Genomic DNA, 15040 nt, shown 5'->3' on the forward strand with positions numbered 1-15040 from the left:
TGGGCTTGAATGGGCGCATGCTGCTCGCCGACGTGGTCGCCACCTCCGCGACGGTCGCCGCCACCCGCTCCCGCAAGGCCAAGGTGGAGGCGATCGCCGCTCTGCTGAGGGTGGCGTCCGCTGACGAGGTCGAGACCGTGACGGCGTACGTCGGCGGTTCCTTGCGGCAGCGGCGCACCGGGCTGGGCTGGCGCGGGCTGTCGTCCCTGCCCGCTCCAGCCCCGACGCCGTCGCTGACGGTGGCCGAGGTGCACGAGGCGTTCGAGACGATCGCGGCGCTGTCGGGGTCAGGCTCGCAGGCGGCGCGGTCCTCGGCGGTGGACGAGCTGTTCGGCCGGGCGACCGCCGAGGAGCAGACGTGGCTGCGCGGCGTCGTGACCGGCGCCGTGCGCCAGGGGGCGCTGGACTCGCTCGTGCAGGAGGCGCTGGCCGTCGCGGCCGAGGTGCCGCTGCCCGCCGTCCGACGGGCCGCGATGCTGGGCGGCTCGACGGTGGCGGTGGCCGCGGCCGCGTTCTCGGGGGTCGAAGCCCTGGCTGCCGTGGGGCTGGAGGTCGGCCGGCCCGTGGTGCCGATGCTGGCGTCGAGCGCGCCGTCCGTCGGCGAGGCGCTGGCCAAGGCGGGCAGCGGAGCGGAGGTGGCCGTCGACGTGAAGCTCGACGGCATCCGGATCCAGGTGCACCGCTCCGGTGACGAGGTGCTCGTCGCGACCCGGTCGCTCGAGGACATCACGGCCCGGCTGCCCGAGGTGGTCGAGGTGGCGCGGTCGCTGCCGGCGACGTCGTTCGTGCTCGACGGCGAGGCGCTGGCCCTGGCCGACGACGGGCGGCCGCGGCCGTTCCAGGAGACGGCGTCGCGGACGGCGATGGCGGACGGGGTCGTGGTCACGCCGTACTTCTTCGACGTCCTGCACCTCGACGGCGTCGACCTCCTCGATGCGCCGGCGGCCGAGCGCGCGGAGGCGCTCGAGCGGCTGGTGCCGGCGGAGCACCGGGTGCCGCGGCTGGTGACTGCCTCGGTGCCCGACGCGGACGCCTTCCTGGCGGACACCCTGGGCTCCGGCCACGAGGGCGTCGTCGTGAAGTCGTTGACCGCGCCGTACGACGCCGGCCGCCGGGGCGCCGCCTGGGTGAAGGTGAAGCCCGTCCACACCCTCGACCTGGTCGTGCTCGGCGTCGAGTGGGGCTCGGGTCGCCGCGAGGGCTGGCTCTCCAACATCCACCTCGGCGCCCGCGACGCGTCGGGGGACGGCTTCGTCATGCTCGGCAAGACGTTCAAGGGCATGACCGACGAGATGCTCGCCTGGCAGACCGTGCGCTTCACCGAGCTCGCGGTGACACCGTCGGAGATCCGCGCGCACTACGCAGTCGAGGTCCGTCCGGAGCAGGTCGTGGAGATCGCCTTCGACGGCGTCCAGCGATCGACCCGCTACCCCGGCGGCGTGGCCCTGCGCTTCGCCCGGGTCGTGCGCTACCGCGACGACAAGCCGGTCAGCGAGATCGACACGATCGAGACCGTGCGTGGGTACCTCTCGTAGGCTTGGGACGTGAGCCGCGAGAAGAAGAAGTGGAGCGACCTGACGCCCACCCAGCAGAAGGCGATCATCGCCGGCGGTGCCGTCGAGGTGGTGCTGACCGCCGTCGCCCTGCGCGACCTGGCCCGCCGCCCCGCCAGCGAGGTCCGCGGCCGCAAGGCGCTGTGGGTCCTGTCGTTCGCCGTGCAGCCGTTCGGTCCGCTGGCCTACCTGCTTCGCGGGCGCCGGGCCACGGCCTGATCCGGGCCTGATGCGGGCCTGATCGCGGCCTCCGTCCGCGACGTTTGGTCACCAAGCGCAGAGTGGTCGCGCTCCCATGCACGCTTGGTGACCAAACGTCGGTCCCGGAGGTCGCCGACCCGACGACACGCCTCGAATCCGTCACACCCGTGCAACTCCCAGTTGCACGGTTGTAAATTGGAGCCATGACGAGTGCTCCCGAGACCGACGGCCGGCGTACGGCGGCGGCGGCGCGGCGCCGGGCCCGCGAGAAGGACATCATCGCGGCGACCCGGGGCCTCTTCGACAAGCGCGGCGTGCGGGACGCCCAGATCGAGGACATCGCCAAGGCGGTCGGGATCAACCGGGCGATCGTCTACCGGCACTTCACCGGCAAGGAGGAGCTGTTCGCGCTCACCCTGGTCGGCTACCTCGACGAGCTCCGCGACGACCTCGCCGCCGCGATCGAGACCAGCGACGACGCCGAGCAGCAGCTGAGCGCGCTGGTCACGGCGTTCGTGGCGTACGGCGTCGCGCACCCGGCGTTCGTCGACTGCGCGCAGACGATCATGCGGCGTACCGGCCCCGACCTGCTCGACGAGATGTCGGAGAGCGCGCTCTTCCGGCTCGGCCGGGGGATCTCCGGGTGCCTGGCGGTGCTCACCCAGGTGCTCGAGCACGGCGTCGAGGCGGGCGTGTTCCGGGTCGAGGACCCGGTGCTGCTCGCCAACACGCTCTACGCGAGCGGCCTCGGCGCGCTCCAGCTCGCCCGGGTCGGCATCCTGGTGAAGGAGGCCGCCCCCGGCATCCCCACCGTCGGCACCATCTCCCCCGAGCAGGTCTGCGACTTCATGGTGCACACCGCGCTGGCGCTCGCCACCCGCTGACGACCGCGCGGACGGCTCAGTCGGGCTCATCGAAGCGCAGGCTCAGGTGTGACTCGTACGCCGCCGACGGTCCGCGGACCACGATCGCGTCGTCGACAGGCTCCTCGCCCGTCGGCCACGCCGCCTCGGCGCGGAAGTCGAACGGCGTCTGGGGCGCGGCGACGTAGGTGAACTCGACCGCCGAGCCCGCAGTGAACGTACGGAAGCCGGCGACACGGACCGCTGAGAAGTGCACCCAGCATCCGCCCGGGGTCGCGTCGGAGTCGATGACACCCCAGCCTTCTTCGGAGGACCACTCGCGGATCACGCCGTACGTCGTCACCACACCATGATGGCGTCCGACGAGCGACCTACCGCTCCAGGATCGCTACGACACCCTGACCGCCGGCCGCGCAGACCGAGATCAGCGCCCTCCCGGAGCCCTTCTCGGCGAGCAGCTTCGCGGCGACGTTGATGATCCGGCCGCCGGTGGCGGCGAACGGGTGACCCGCCGCGAGCGACGACCCGTTCACGTTGAGCCGTGAGCGGTCGATCGCGCCGAGCGGTGCGTCGAGGCCGAGCCGCTCCTTGCAGAACACCGGGTCCTCCCACGCCTTGAGCGTCGAGAGCACCTGCGAGGCGAACGCCTCGTGGATCTCGTAGAAGTCGAAGTCCTGGAGCGTCAGGCCGTGGCGGGCCAGCATCCGCGGGACGGCGTACGCCGGCGCCATCAGCAGGCCCTCGCCGCCGTGGACGTAGTCGACCGCCGCGGTCTCGGAGTCGACGAGGTAGGCCAGCGCGGGGTGCCCGTGCGCCTCGGCCCACTCGTCGCTGGCCAGCAGGACGACGGACGCGCCGTCGGTGAGCGGCGTCGAGTTGCCGGCGGTCATGGTCGCGGCCTCACCACGACCGAAGACCGGCTTGAGCTTGGCCAGCTTCTCGACCGTGGAGTCCGCGCGCAGGTTCTGGTCACGCTCGACGCCACGGAAGGGCGTGATCTGGTCGTCGAGGAACCCCCGGTCGTACGCCGCCGCCAGGTGCTGGTGCGACAGGGCCGCGAGCTCGTCCTGCTCCTCGCGGGTGACCTGCCACTCCAGGGCGGTGAGCGCGGCGTGCTCGCCCATCGACAGACCGGTGCGCGGCTCCCCGTTCTGCGGGATCTCCAGGCCGATGTCGCCGGGCCGGATGGCGCCGAGCGCCTTCACCTTCCCGACGGTGTCACGTGCGGCGTTGACCTTCATCAGCTTCTTGCGCAGCCGGTCGCTGATCGCGACGGGCGCGTCGGACGTGGTGTCGGTGCCCCCGGCGATCCCGACGTCGATCTGGCCGAGCGCGATCTTGTTGGCGACCTGGATGGCCGCCTGCAGGCCGGTGCCGCAGGCCTGCTGGATGTCGGTCGCCGGCGTCTCGGGCGCCAGCCGCGAGCCCAGCACGGACTCGCGGGCCAGGTTGAAGTCGCGGGCGTGCTTGAGCACGGCGCCCGCGACCACCTCGCCGACGCGCGCCCTCTCGAGGCCGAAGCGGGCGACCAGCCCGTCGATCGCGGCCGTGAGCATGTCCTGGTTGGACGCGTCGGCGTACACGGTGTTGGAGCGGGCGAACGGGATCCGGTTGCCGCCGATCACGGCGACGCGGCGGGTGCTGCCTGAAGTCTCGACTGCCATGCGCCCATCCTTGATCGCGGCCCGCCCGGAGAGAAGGCTATGAGGGGCAGATCACGAAATGTGGACACCGAGTTACACGAGGAGTTACCTAGCACCATGAGCGACCGCTACCAGGACTTCACCGCGTCCACGATCGGCAAGCAGATCACGAAGCTGCTCGGCCTGCCGCAGCCCACCCGGCTCGAGCGGTACGCCGAGGGCGCGCCGCTCGTCGACGGCACGGTCGCCGTCGGCGGCCGCGGCCGCTTGGCCGAGTCGTTGGTCGGCATCCTCGACACCCTCGGCATCGCCGGTGTGGAGACGCCTGCGGGCGAGGCCCCCGGCGACGGCACGACGTACAAGGGCCTGGTCTTCGACGCCACCGGCCTCACGTCGTCGGACCAGCTGGTCGCGCTGCGCGACTTCTGCACCCCGCTGCTCCGCAGCCTGGACCGGTGCCCGCGGGTCGTCGTGATCGGTACGCCGCCCGAGCTGGTCGACGGCGCCGAGCGGGTCGCGCAGCGTGCGCTCGAGGGCTTCACCCGCAGCCTCGGCAAGGAGATCGGTCGCGGCGGCACCGTGCAGCTCGTGTACGTCGCCGACGGCGCCGAGGGCTCGGTCGCCAGCACGCTGGCGTTCCTGCTCTCCCCCAAGTCGGCGTACGTCTCCGGCCAGGTCGTCCGGATCGGTGCCCACGGCGCCGCGAAGCCGGGCAAGGTCACCGACTGGACCCGCCCGCTCGACGGCAAGGTCGCCGTGGTCACCGGCGCGAGCCGCGGCATCGGCGAGCAGATCGCCCGGGTGCTGCACCGCGACGGCGCGACCGTCGTCGGCATCGACGTGCCCCAGGCTGCCAGCGAGCTCCAGGGTGTGATGCGCGAGCTCGACGGCGACCACCTCGTGCTCGACATCACCGCGAAGGACGCGCCGCAGCGGATCGCGCACCACCTGAAGACGCAGCACGGTGGCGTCGACGTCGTGGTGCACAACGCCGGTATCACCCGTGACCGCAAGCTCGCCAACATGGCCGCGTCTGCCGACATGGGTGACCGCTTCGAGCAGGTCATCGCCGTCAACCTGACCGCCCCCGAGCGGATCACCCGCGAGCTCCTCGACCAGGGCGTCGTCAACAGGGGCGGCTCGATCATCGGCGTCGCCTCGATCGCGGGGATCGCCGGCAACGTCGGCCAGACCAACTACGCGGCCTCCAAGGCCGGTGTCATCGGGCTCGTCGACTCGCTCGCCGACGAGCTGCGCGACGGCATCACGATCAACGCCGTCGCGCCCGGCTTCATCATCACCCAGATGACCGCGGCCGTGCCGTTCGCGACGCGCGAGGTCGGCCAGCGCCTCAACGCGCTCGCCCAGGGCGGGCTGCCGGTCGACGTCGCCGAGACGATCGCCTGGTACGCCAGCCCCGGCTCCACGGCCGTCAACGGCAACGTGGTCCGCGTCTGCGGCCAGATGATGCTGGGCGCCTGATGATCCCCGTCCTGATCAAGGCCGCCCTGCCGAAGATCCGACCGTCCGGCGAGCTGCCCGAGCTGTCGCTCGTCCGCCACGACGTACCCCTCGACCCGCGGCACGTCGCGTCGTACGCCACGCTGTGCGGCTTCCCGCGCAAGGACGTCCTGCCCCTGCCCTACCCGCACCTGCTGGCGTTCGGGCTGCACCTGCAGATCATGGCCGACGGGTCGTTCCCGTTCCCCGCGATCGGCACCGTGCACCTCGAGAACTCGATCACCCAGCACCGCCCGATCTCACTGACCGAGCAGCTCCAGGTCACCGCGCGGCCCGCCGACCTGCGCGCGCACGCCAAGGGTCAGGTCTTCGACATGCTCACCACGGTGCACTCGGCCGGCGAGCTGGTGTGGGAGGAGACCTCGACGTTCCTGCGCCGGGGCGCCGGGGACGAGGGTGCGCCGAGTGGTCCGTCGTACCCCGACGCGCCCCCGAGCGGCACGGTCTGGAAGCTCCCCGGCGACCTCGGCCGGTCGTACGCCGGCGTCTCCGGCGACCGCAACCCGATCCACCTCTACGGCCTGACCGCGAAGGCGTTCGGCTTCCCACGGCAGATCGCGCACGGCATGTGGTCGATGGCCCGCTGCGTCGGGGCGCTCGAGAACCGGCTGCCCGACCGCGTCCGCGTCGACGTGGCCTTCAAGAAGCCGATCCTGCTGCCCGGCTCGGTCGCCTTCGGCTCGCGACCGACCGACGATGGCTACGCCTTCTCGCTCAGCAACCCGAAGTCCGGCGCCCCGCACCTGGCGGGCCGGACCGTCAGAACCTGACGCGCGCCACGCAGACCTCGCCGCTGACGCGGTTCACGGCACGGAACGTGAACGCGTCGGCGCCTGCGGAGTTGCGTGCCTTGCGCTCGACGTCGAACGAGCCGCTGCGCCCGGCGGTCATCGAACGGCCGCGGTCGACGAGGTTGCCGTCGTGCCGCAGGACCCAGTGCCAGGTCTGGCCGCTGCGGTTGCTGTCGACCTCGGACTCGACCTCGATGCGGCCGTCGTCGGCCTTGGCCTTGATCTTCCAGTCGGTGCTCGCGGAGCACGACCCGTGGCGGATCACCTCGCGGTCGGCACCCGCGTGGGCGGGAGCGGCGCCGAGGACGGCGAGCGGGACGGCGGCGATCAGGGCGGCGGTGGCTGCGATGGTCTTCATGCACCGAGCCTGACGACGCCTCATGTGGTGGTGATGAGCCCCGGATGAGAGTGCCCTCATCCGGCACCTCACCCCCCACGACGGTCGAGTCGAGGGTTCTGACGCTTCAATCGAGAGTTCTGACGGTCGAATCGGGACCGTGGCCCGGGGACGCGATCCAGAAGTCCCGACTCAACGGTCCGAAGTCTCGATTCAACGGTCAGAAGTCTCGATTCAACGTGGTGGGTCGTCAGCGACGGGTGAGCGCGAGGACCGGGATGACTCGGTCGGTCTTCTTCTCGTAGTCGGCGAAGCCGGGGTAGAGCGCGGCCTGCTCGGCGTACTTCTCGTCGCGCTCGGTGCGCGGCAGCTCCTCTGCGCGTACGTCGAGGGTGTCGTCGCCGACCTCGATCGTGGCGTCCGGGTTGGCCTTGAGGTTGTGGTACCAGTCCGGGTTGTCGGGGGCGCCGGCCTTGGACGCGAAGACGAGGTAGCGGTCGCCGTCGGCGAGGTACATCATCGGACTGACCCGCTCCTGGCCGCTCCTGGCTCCGGTGGAGTGGAGGAGCAGCAGCGGAGCGCCCTCGAAGTTGCCTCCGACCCGGCCGTGGTTGGCCCGGAACTCCTCGATGATCTTCGCGTTGTAGTCGGTCACCTCTCCATCATGCCCGCACCCGCCCGGTCGCAACGATGACCGCCGCGCCGAGCAGGCTGAGGCCGGCAGCCACCAGGACGGCGACGTTCCACCCGGCGAGCAGGTCGGCTCCCGCGTGGGTCGCCACGACGACGAAGAGCGTGATGCCGCAGGCGGCACCGAGGTAGCGCGCGGTGTTGTTGGCGCCGCTGCCCATCGCGGCGCGGTCGGGCGGCACGCTCGCGACCGCCTCGCGACCGAGCAGGGCGTTGAGGACACCGGTCGCGAGGCCGGCGACGAACATCGGCACGGCGAGGCGCCACACGTTCGACCCCGCGTCCAGGCCGTAGCCGGTCAGCTGCCCGACGGCGACCACGACCAGCAGCGCGGCGATCGGGCGCGGTCCCTCGAGAGGGCGGCGCAGGTGTCGGATCAGGTACGACGTGACCACGCTCGTGCCCGACCACACGACGACCAGCAGGCTCGCGGTCCAGAGGCTGGCGCCGAGCCCGAGCTGGGCGACGGTCGGCACGAACGACGACATCCCGATGATCCCGAGCCCCAAGGTGAGTGAGCCCAGCGTCGCGGCGCGGAAGCGCGGAGCACGCAGCAGGTCGGGCTCGACCAGCGGCTGCCGCACGCGGCGCTCGACGACGCCGAAGCCCAGGGCGGCGACCGCCGCGAGCACGGCCAGCACGACCGTCGGCGCGTCGATGCCGTTGCGGCCCTGGGTCAGTGCCGACACGAGCAGCGTCATGGCGGCGACCAGCAGCACCAGGCCCGGTACGTCGATCCGGCGCGGCTCCACCGCCGACGACTCCCCGATCCGGCTCAGGCTCGGCCAGAGCAGGACCAGCGCGGCCAGCCCGACCACGGCGTACGTCTCGCGCCAGCCGGACCCGATGTCCAGGGCCGCGGAGAGGATCGCCCCGGCCGTGATGCCGAGCCCGACGCTCGCGCCCCAGATCGAGGTGGCGTGCACGCGGGCCGGGCCCGGGGCGAAGTCGTGCGCGAGCACAGCCAGGCCGCAGGCCAGGACGGCCGCTCCCCCGACGCCCTCCACCACCCGGGCGGCCACGAAGAGCACGGGCTCCTGGGCGACGGCGCACACGAGCGCACCGACCCCGATCGCCCCGAGTCCCGCGGCGTACACCCGGCGCCGGCCGTAGGCATCCCCGAGCACGCCCGCGGCGAGCAGGGCCGCCGCCAGGCCGACCGACATCGAGCTGAGGATCCAGGCCCGGGCGACCGGTCCCGCGCCGAGGTCGGCCGCGGTGCGCGGGATCGTCGCCATCGGCGTCACGTAGGTGACCAGCACCAGGGCGGTGCCGAGCGCGATCGGGGCGAGCGACCGGGTCGCGACCGCGCCGTTGACAGAGGGTTTGACTTCCAAACTCACTCGCGGGACGCTACACCCATGAGCCCCGTTCCACTAGCCGAGCTGCCCGGTCGGCCGTGCCCGGTCGCCGCGTCCCTCGAGCTGGTCGGCGAGCGCTGGGCCCTCCTGGTGGTCCGCGAGATCGCGATGGGCAGCACCCGCTTCGGCGACATCGTCCGCGGCACCGGCGCTCCGCGCGACCGGATCGCGGCCCGCCTCAAGGCGTTGGAGGCCGCCGGCGTGATCGGGCGTACGGCGTACCAGGAGCGGCCCGAGCGCTTCGACTACCACCTCACGGAGTCCGGCCAGGACCTGCTGTCGGTGCTCGATGCTCTGCTGGCCTGGGGCGACAAGCACGCCGTCGCCGCCGACGATCCCCGCCGACCGAAGCGCTACCGGAGGTTCACCGCATGACCCGCACCCGCACCGTCACCTGGGAGGACCCCGGTCCGGGGACGCTCCAGGGACTCTCGATGCCCGGCCTCGACTACATGCAGGCCGTGATGAAGGGCGAGCTGCCCGCGCCGCCGATCGCGGCGACGATGCAGTTCGAGCTGGTCGAGGCCGAGCTCGGCCGGGCGGTCTTCACCTGCACGCCCGACGAGTCGGTCTACAACCCGATCGGCGCCGTGCACGGCGGACTGGTCTGCACGCTGCTCGACTCGGCGGCCGGCTGCGCGCTGCACACGACACTGCCGCAGGGCAAGGGCTACACGTCGGTCGAGATCAAGGTCAGCTACCTCAAGGCGGTGCGCGCCGGCAGCGGCCTCCTCACCGCCACGGGCACGGTCGTCAAGGCCGGGTCGCGGGTCGGGTTCACCGAGGCCACCGTCACCGACGGCTCGGGCGCGTTGGTCGCGACCGCGAGCAGCACGCTGCTCGTCTTCGACCTCTGACGTCGAGCCGGGTGCTCAGGCCTCGAGGCGCAGCTGCCGGGTGTCCGGCATCGAGCTGGCCCGCACGAGGTTGCGGCGGCTCGCGAGCGCGGCGTACATCGCCCGGCGCGCGGAGTCACGCTGCAGCGGCTCGACGGTCTCGTCAGTGCTCGCCGCGAGGGCGTCGCGCAGCAGCATCAGGGCCTCGGTGCGGAGCTGCACCACCTGGGCCTCGGCCATGCCGAGCTCCTCGGCGATGCCCGAGACCGGGGCCTCGTCGAGGAAGTAGTGGCCGACCACCTGGCGGTGACGCTCGGAGAGCTCGCCCACGGCCTCGCGCAGTCCGACCATCCGGTCCTCCACGTCGGCGGGCTCGGGGGGCACGGTCGGGTCGACCGGCATCCGGGCCTCGACGGACTCGGTCTGCGAGGCGATGACGACGTCGAGCAGGGCACTGCGCACGCGGGCGGCGGCGTACACCTCGAAGGCACCGTCGACCTCGGGCTCGTAGGCCCGGGCGGCCTCGGTCAGGGCGACGAGGCCGGCCGACTGCAGGTCGTCGCGCTGGACCGACCGGGGCACCCGCGCCACGACCTGTCCGACGATCCACTCGACCATCGGCACGGATTCCAGTGCCAGCTCCTGGGCGCTCAGCCGACCGGTGGCGCCCTGCTCCATGTCCCTGCTCATGAGGTCACCATCGGCAGGTTCGGGCGGTAGTCCACCTTTTGACTAGACCAGTTCCAGACCGAGCCATTCCGCGAGCGACGCGATCTCGGCGTCGACGGCCTCGGCGACGTCCGGCGCGAAGGGCTCGTCCTGGTGGACGGCGGTGACGACGAGCGCCCCCTCCGCCCGGTCGGCGGTCGCGTCGAGCTTGCCGACCAGGCGGTCGCCGTACAGGACGGGGAGCGCGTAGTAGCCCCACCGGCGCTGGGCCGCCGGCTTGTACATCTCCAGGAGGTAGTCGAACTCGAAGACCTCGGTGAGCCGCTTGCGGTCCTGGACGAGGCGGTCGAACGGCGACAGCAGCGCGGCGCGGCTGGGCTCCGGGCCGGCATCGAGGTACGCCGGGTCCACGCGCCAGGTGCCGCGGACACCCTCGATGACGGCGGCCTCCCCCGCCTCGCCCACGTCGTGCTGCTCCCCCGGCGAGGACGCGGCCTTGGCGCGCGCGATCCCGAGTGCTGTCAGCCGCCGCGCGTCCAGGGTCCGGCGCGCCTCCTCGGCGTCGGGCACGGGGTCGTCGGGGTAGATCCGCTCGGCCAGGTCCCAGAGCTGCTCGCGTCCCCGGCGCCCGGCGCTGGCGACCTCACCCCGCGCGACCATCAGCTGGAGCAGCATCCGGACGTTGCGGGCGTTGTTCCAGCCCGAGGACTGCCACGGCACCTCGCAGGTGTCGGGCAGCTCGCTCGCCGGCAGCGGCCCGTCGCCACGGAGCCGCTCCAGCAGGTCGCGGCGGCAGCCGTCGTTGGCCGCGACCCACGCGGCGCGGCCGACCTGCCAGTCCGTGAGGTCACCGCTCCCCGGCCACTGCGCCATCTCGGCACGGAAGAGCGCCATGTCCTCCGCCGGCCGGATGAAGCCCTGGTGCTCGATGAGTCGCTGCTCGTCGAGCGCGTCGCGCAGCTCGGCGGGGTCGTACGACGGACCGAGGCGGCTCCACAGCACCAGGTCGGCGCTCGGTGCGATCGCGCTCGTCGGCTCGGCCTGCAGCACGGTGAGGTGCCGGACCACGTCGACGAGGTCCGTGGGTCTCGCCGCTGCCAGCAGCTGGGCTCGCACCGCGACCCGGCGCGCGTCGGCGCGGGACAGCTCGTGGACGGTCACGTGGTCATCATGCCCACCGCCACCCCCGGCGAGCCCTAGTGTCTGGCCATGTCTGTCCTCGCCCAGATGCTGCCGCTGGCGGCCGGCATCGCGGCCTCACCCATCCCGGTGATCCCGGCGATCCTGGTGCTGGCCGCGCCGCGCCCGCGCGCCACCGGCTCCGCCTACCTGGGCGGCTGGCTGGCCGGGATGACCGTCATGGTCCTGGCCGCGACGGTGCTGGCGAGCGTGCTCGAGCAGGGTGAGACACCGACCTGGGCGATCGTCGTAAGGCTCGTCCTCGGCCTGCTGCTCATCGGGCTCGGCGTGCGCAAGTGGCTGGGCCGCGCCGCCGACGCGGGGACCCCCGCCTGGATGGAGTCGCTGCGCACCACGACGCCGAGGAGGTCGTTCCGACTGGCGCTCACCCTGGCGGTCGCGAACCCCAAGCACCTGATGCTCGCGTTCGCGGCCGGGCTGTACGCCGGGGCGTCCGACCTCGAGGCGGCCGGTCTCGTCCTCGCCGCAGTCCTCTTCATCGCCGTCGCGTCGGTCTCGGTCGCCGTACCGATCCTGGCGTTCCTCGTCCTCGGCGACCGCGCGCAGCCGCCGCTGCAGCGGGTCGAGGCGTGGCTGGTGCGCCACAACGCCGTCCTGCTGGCGGTGGTCGTCATCGTGATCGGCGCCGCACTGGTGCTCAAGGCCGTCCAGGAGCTCTGAGCGGCCGGCGCCGTCACTCCTTCGCGCCGGGACCTTCCGAGCCGGGTCGTCGCGGGCGGATCAGGCCCTCCTGCGCGGCGGTGACGACGAGCGTGCCGTCGGCGGTGAAGATCCGGCCGAAGGCCAGGCCACGAGCGCCCTGCGCCGAGGGCGACCACTGGTCGTAGAGCCACCACTCGTCGGCCCGGAAGGGCCGGTGGAACCACAGCGTGTGGTCGAGCGAGGCCATCTGGGTCTTGGACGGGTTGACGTCGTGCACCGACAGCGTCGAGCCGAGCAGGCTCACGTCGCTGGCGTAGGTGAACGCGGCGACGTGGACGGCCGGGTCGTCCGGCAGCCCCTCGCGCAGGCGGACCCACATCCGGGCCTGGGACACGTGCCCGTCGTCGGGCTCGAGGCCGAAGCGGGTGTTGCCGAGCCAGCGGACGTCCAGGGCGCCCCACTCCTTGCCGAGCGCGTCGGCCTCGGCGTTGCCACCGCGGCGCATGACCTCGACCAGGTCGAAGCCGGTCTCCGGCGCGCCGACCTCCGGCATCGCGTCCTGGTGATCGAAGCCCTCCTCGGGCAGCTGGAAGTTCAGCGTCTGGTAGTAGATCGGCCGCCCGTGCTGACGGGCCACGACCCGGCGGGTCATGAACGAGCGACCGTCGCGGATCCGCTCCACGTCGTAGACGATCGGCACGGAGTAGTCGCCGCCGAGGAGGAAGTACGAGTGCAGCGAGTGCACCGCGAAGTCGGTCGGCACCGTGCGGATGCCGGCCATCAGCGCCTGCGCGGCGACCTGTCCGCCGTACACGCGAGCGCGCGCCGACTCCGGCTGCTTGCCGCGGAAGAGATCGCCGTCGAGCCGCTCGAGGTCGAGCAGGTCCACGAGCTCCTCGGTGGGGTTCATCGGTCCGCCTTCCGGGGACGCAGCACGGCCTCCTGGGCCACCGACGCGACGAGCTCACCGCTCTGGGTGAACACGCGGGCGAGCACCAGGCCCCGGCCGCCGGAGGCCGACGGCGAGACCTGGTCGTAGAGCCACCACTCGTCGGCCCGGAATGGCCGGTGGAACCAGATCGCGTGGTCGAGCGAGGCGACGAACGCATCGCCGCGGCCGAAGCTGATGCCGTGCGGCGCCATCGCCGCGCCGATGAGCGTCATGTCGGAGAGGTAGGTGAAGGCGGCCCGGTGGAAGAACTGGTCGTCGGGCAGTGGCGAGGACACGCGCAGCCAGACTCGCTGCCGGCCGGGGTGGAGCGGGTCCTCATCCAGCCCGGAGGCCGAGGAGCCGACGAACCGGATGTCGGCGACGTTCCACTGGTCGGCGTGCAGCTCCTCCTGCGCCTTCCGGCTGACCGGACGCACCGACGCGTCGTCGGGGCCGGGCACGTCGGGCATGGACTCCTCGTGCTCGTAGCCCGCCTCGTCCTTCTGGAAGTTCACGGTCTGCGCGTAGATGGGCCGACCGTGCTGCTGGGCGATGACCCGGCGGGTGACGAAGGAGCGGCCGTCGCGGAGGTTCTCGACGTCGTAGATCGTCGGCGTGCTCGGGTCGCCCGGCTGGAGGAAGTACGAGTGCAGCGAGTGCGCGACGTACTCGTCCGGGACGGTGCGCGACGCGGCCACCAGCGACTGGGCCGCGACCTGGCCGCCGAAGACCATCGGCCGGCTGGTCGGCATCTGGGCACCGCGGAAGAGGTCGTCGTCGATCCGCTCCAGGTCGAGCAGGGTGAGCAGCTCGTCGGCGTCGCGGGGCACCTCAGCCACGCTCCTGGTCGGGACCGCCGGGCTCCTCCGGTCCGTCGAGCCCGGCCAGGAACTGCTCGAACTGCCGGCCGATCTCCTCGCCGGTGGGCAGCGGCTGGTCGGGGGCGAGCAGGCTCGCCCCGTCCTCCTCGGCGCGCTCGAAGGCGTCGTACTGGCGCTCCAGCGCGGCCACGACGTCGGCGACCTCCTGGTTGGCGGTCAGGTACGTCGCGATCTCGGCCTCCGTGTCCTCGGCCTCGGCCCGCAGGCCGGACAGGTCGATCGTGAGACGACCGGCGATCTCCACCTGCTCGAGCAGCACGGCCGCGGCCAGCGGGAAGTCCATCTGGGCGAGGTAGTGCGGGACGTGCGCCACGAAGCCCATCGCCTCGTGACCCCACTCCCCCAGCCGGATCTCCAGCAGGGCCTGGGCGCTGCTCGGGATCCGCAGCTCGCCGCGCCACGGGCTGGTCCCGGTCAGCAGGGCCGGGTCGTTGGCGTGCGGCGTGAGGGCGATCGGGCGGGTGTGCGGCACCGCCATCGGGACCGAGCCGATGCCGACGACCCGGGTGACGCCGAGGGTCTCGACGACCTCCCGCACCGCTCCGCAGAACGCCTCCCACCGGTTGTCGGGCTCGGGGCCCTGCAGCAGCAGGTACGGCGAGCCGCCGGCGTCGTGGAGCAGCCGGACCAGCAGTCGCGGTGCGTCGTACGCCGCGTAGTGGTCGCGCACGAAGGTCATCGAAGGACGCCGGGCGCGGTAGTCGTGGAACTGGTCGACGTCGAAGGTCGCGACGACGGGACCGTCCGACAGGTCGGTGAGGTGCTGGGCCGCGCGCGCCGCCGCGCTGCCGGCATCGAGGAACCCGTCGAGCACGAGGACCATCGTGAGGTCACCGCCCGCGTCTCGGATCGCCTCGAGCTCCGGCACCTCGTCGACGATGTGCACCAAGCGCTCACGCTTGCCCACGGAACCTCCTCGTT

The 15040-nt window shown here is 72.4% G+C and carries 18 protein-coding genes; 8 read left to right on the plus strand and 10 right to left on the minus strand.

Annotated features, from left to right (window positions below):
• The first annotated feature begins 17 nt into the window (after nucleotides 1-17).
• The 3 genes from ASC77_RS02205 to ASC77_RS02215 all read left to right on the plus strand — a co-directional run bounded on the left by ASC77_RS02205 (nucleotide 18) and on the right by ASC77_RS02215 (nucleotide 2638).
• The gene (locus ASC77_RS02205) at nucleotides 18-1535 is read left to right on the plus strand and encodes an ATP-dependent DNA ligase (protein WP_056148300.1); all 1518 of its coding nucleotides are present in this window, start codon (nucleotides 18-20) and stop codon (nucleotides 1533-1535) included.
• Between the two features lie 9 nt (nucleotides 1536-1544).
• Nucleotides 1545-1772: a PLD nuclease N-terminal domain-containing protein gene (locus ASC77_RS02210; RefSeq protein WP_056148304.1), complete on the plus strand. Its 228-nt coding sequence runs from the start codon at nucleotides 1545-1547 to the stop codon at nucleotides 1770-1772.
• A gap of 185 nt (nucleotides 1773-1957) precedes the next feature.
• Nucleotides 1958-2638 (plus strand): TetR/AcrR family transcriptional regulator, encoded by a 681-nt coding sequence (locus tag ASC77_RS02215; RefSeq protein ID WP_056148305.1) that lies wholly within the window; start codon nucleotides 1958-1960, stop codon nucleotides 2636-2638.
• Between the two features lie 16 nt (nucleotides 2639-2654).
• On the opposite strand, the gene ASC77_RS25960 is transcribed toward ASC77_RS02215, so the two are convergent.
• Both ASC77_RS25960 and ASC77_RS02225 read right to left on the minus strand, forming a co-directional pair.
• Complete coding sequence (locus tag ASC77_RS25960) at nucleotides 2655-2960, minus strand: cold-shock protein (RefSeq protein ID WP_082574488.1); 306 nt, start codon at nucleotides 2958-2960, stop codon at nucleotides 2655-2657.
• A 28-nt stretch (nucleotides 2961-2988) separates the two neighbouring features.
• Nucleotides 2989-4281: an acetyl-CoA C-acetyltransferase gene (locus ASC77_RS02225; protein WP_056148308.1), complete on the minus strand. Its 1293-nt coding sequence runs from the start codon at nucleotides 4279-4281 to the stop codon at nucleotides 2989-2991.
• A 96-nt stretch (nucleotides 4282-4377) separates the two neighbouring features.
• Between ASC77_RS02225 and ASC77_RS02230 the strand changes: the two genes are divergently transcribed.
• On the plus strand, nucleotides 4378-5742 hold the full coding sequence (locus ASC77_RS02230; protein WP_056148311.1) for a 3-oxoacyl-ACP reductase: 1365 nt from the start codon (nucleotides 4378-4380) through the stop codon (nucleotides 5740-5742).
• Nucleotides 5742-6551: a MaoC family dehydratase gene (locus tag ASC77_RS02235; protein WP_056148314.1), complete on the plus strand. Its 810-nt coding sequence runs from the start codon at nucleotides 5742-5744 to the stop codon at nucleotides 6549-6551. Before ASC77_RS02230 ends, ASC77_RS02235 begins: the two co-directional genes overlap by 1 nt.
• Here the strand turns inward: ASC77_RS02235 and ASC77_RS02240 are convergent.
• The 3 genes from ASC77_RS02240 to ASC77_RS02250 all read right to left on the minus strand — a co-directional run bounded on the left by ASC77_RS02240 (nucleotide 6541) and on the right by ASC77_RS02250 (nucleotide 8942).
• Nucleotides 6541-6930: a hypothetical protein gene (locus ASC77_RS02240; RefSeq protein ID WP_056148319.1), complete on the minus strand. Its 390-nt coding sequence runs from the start codon at nucleotides 6928-6930 to the stop codon at nucleotides 6541-6543. The genes ASC77_RS02235 and ASC77_RS02240 overlap by 11 nt on opposite strands.
• 229 nt (nucleotides 6931-7159) lie before the next feature.
• On the minus strand, nucleotides 7160-7564 hold the full coding sequence (locus ASC77_RS02245; RefSeq protein WP_056148321.1) for a nitroreductase family deazaflavin-dependent oxidoreductase: 405 nt from the start codon (nucleotides 7562-7564) through the stop codon (nucleotides 7160-7162).
• Between the two features lie 7 nt (nucleotides 7565-7571).
• Complete coding sequence (locus tag ASC77_RS02250; protein ID WP_156390877.1) at nucleotides 7572-8942, minus strand: MFS transporter; 1371 nt, start codon at nucleotides 8940-8942, stop codon at nucleotides 7572-7574.
• 18 nt (nucleotides 8943-8960) lie between these two features.
• On the opposite strand from ASC77_RS02250, the gene ASC77_RS02255 reads away from it, so the two are divergent.
• Both ASC77_RS02255 and ASC77_RS02260 read left to right on the plus strand, forming a co-directional pair.
• Nucleotides 8961-9335, plus strand: a complete 375-nt coding sequence (locus tag ASC77_RS02255) for a winged helix-turn-helix transcriptional regulator (RefSeq protein WP_056148326.1) — start codon at nucleotides 8961-8963, stop codon at nucleotides 9333-9335.
• The gene (locus ASC77_RS02260; RefSeq protein ID WP_056148328.1) at nucleotides 9332-9817 is read left to right on the plus strand and encodes a PaaI family thioesterase; all 486 of its coding nucleotides are present in this window, start codon (nucleotides 9332-9334) and stop codon (nucleotides 9815-9817) included. Before ASC77_RS02255 ends, ASC77_RS02260 begins: the two co-directional genes overlap by 4 nt.
• A gap of 15 nt (nucleotides 9818-9832) precedes the next feature.
• Here ASC77_RS02260 and ASC77_RS02265 read toward each other — a convergent pair whose 3' ends face one another.
• Together ASC77_RS02265 and ASC77_RS02270 are read right to left on the minus strand one after the other, a co-directional pair.
• On the minus strand, nucleotides 9833-10486 hold the full coding sequence (locus ASC77_RS02265) for a sigma-70 family RNA polymerase sigma factor (RefSeq protein WP_082574393.1): 654 nt from the start codon (nucleotides 10484-10486) through the stop codon (nucleotides 9833-9835).
• 42 nt (nucleotides 10487-10528) lie between these two features.
• The gene (locus ASC77_RS02270) at nucleotides 10529-11626 is read right to left on the minus strand and encodes a DNA glycosylase AlkZ-like family protein (RefSeq protein ID WP_056148335.1); all 1098 of its coding nucleotides are present in this window, start codon (nucleotides 11624-11626) and stop codon (nucleotides 10529-10531) included.
• A 48-nt stretch (nucleotides 11627-11674) separates the two neighbouring features.
• Here ASC77_RS02270 and ASC77_RS02275 point away from each other — a divergent pair, with 48 nt between their 5' ends.
• Nucleotides 11675-12325, plus strand: coding sequence for a GAP family protein (locus ASC77_RS02275; RefSeq protein ID WP_056148337.1), 651 nt, complete (start codon nucleotides 11675-11677; stop codon nucleotides 12323-12325).
• Nucleotides 12326-12338: 13 nt separating this feature from the next.
• On the opposite strand, the gene ASC77_RS02280 is transcribed toward ASC77_RS02275, so the two are convergent.
• From ASC77_RS02280 to ASC77_RS02290, 3 genes are read right to left on the minus strand one after another with little or no spacing between them, the layout of a single operon-like run.
• The gene (locus tag ASC77_RS02280; protein WP_056148341.1) at nucleotides 12339-13217 is read right to left on the minus strand and encodes an acyl-CoA thioesterase; all 879 of its coding nucleotides are present in this window, start codon (nucleotides 13215-13217) and stop codon (nucleotides 12339-12341) included.
• Nucleotides 13214-14077 (minus strand): acyl-CoA thioesterase II, encoded by an 864-nt coding sequence (locus ASC77_RS02285; protein WP_321163683.1) that lies wholly within the window; start codon nucleotides 14075-14077, stop codon nucleotides 13214-13216. Before ASC77_RS02285 ends, ASC77_RS02280 begins: the two co-directional genes overlap by 4 nt.
• Nucleotides 14070-15026: a PAC2 family protein gene (locus ASC77_RS02290; protein ID WP_235547396.1), complete on the minus strand. Its 957-nt coding sequence runs from the start codon at nucleotides 15024-15026 to the stop codon at nucleotides 14070-14072. Before ASC77_RS02290 ends, ASC77_RS02285 begins: the two co-directional genes overlap by 8 nt.
• Nucleotides 15027-15040: the final 14 nt, after the last annotated feature.

This window comes from Nocardioides sp. Root1257 (assembly GCF_001425175.1).
Taxonomy (GTDB): Bacteria; Actinomycetota; Actinomycetes; order Propionibacteriales; family Nocardioidaceae; genus Nocardioides.

What these genes read in the sequence shown, in the direction of transcription:
- ASC77_RS02205 (WP_056148300.1), top strand. Translation starts at nt 18, where the DNA reads ATGCTGCTCGCCGACGTGGTCGCCACCTCCGCGACGGTCGCCGCCACC.
- ASC77_RS02215 (WP_056148305.1), top strand. Translation starts at nt 1,958, where the DNA reads ATGACGAGTGCTCCCGAGACCGACGGCCGGCGTACGGCGGCGGCGGCG.
- ASC77_RS02225 (WP_056148308.1), bottom strand. Translation starts at nt 4,281, where the DNA reads ATGGCAGTCGAGACTTCAGGCAGCACCCGCCGCGTCGCCGTGATCGGC.
- ASC77_RS02230 (WP_056148311.1), top strand. Translation starts at nt 4,378, where the DNA reads ATGAGCGACCGCTACCAGGACTTCACCGCGTCCACGATCGGCAAGCAG.
- ASC77_RS02235 (WP_056148314.1), top strand. Translation starts at nt 5,742, where the DNA reads ATGATCCCCGTCCTGATCAAGGCCGCCCTGCCGAAGATCCGACCGTCC.
- ASC77_RS02240 (WP_056148319.1), bottom strand. Translation starts at nt 6,930, where the DNA reads ATGAAGACCATCGCAGCCACCGCCGCCCTGATCGCCGCCGTCCCGCTC.
- ASC77_RS02255 (WP_056148326.1), top strand. Translation starts at nt 8,961, where the DNA reads ATGAGCCCCGTTCCACTAGCCGAGCTGCCCGGTCGGCCGTGCCCGGTC.
- ASC77_RS02260 (WP_056148328.1), top strand. Translation starts at nt 9,332, where the DNA reads ATGACCCGCACCCGCACCGTCACCTGGGAGGACCCCGGTCCGGGGACG.
- ASC77_RS02265 (WP_082574393.1), bottom strand. Translation starts at nt 10,486, where the DNA reads ATGAGCAGGGACATGGAGCAGGGCGCCACCGGTCGGCTGAGCGCCCAG.
- ASC77_RS02275 (WP_056148337.1), top strand. Translation starts at nt 11,675, where the DNA reads ATGTCTGTCCTCGCCCAGATGCTGCCGCTGGCGGCCGGCATCGCGGCC.
- ASC77_RS02280 (WP_056148341.1), bottom strand. Translation starts at nt 13,217, where the DNA reads ATGAACCCCACCGAGGAGCTCGTGGACCTGCTCGACCTCGAGCGGCTC.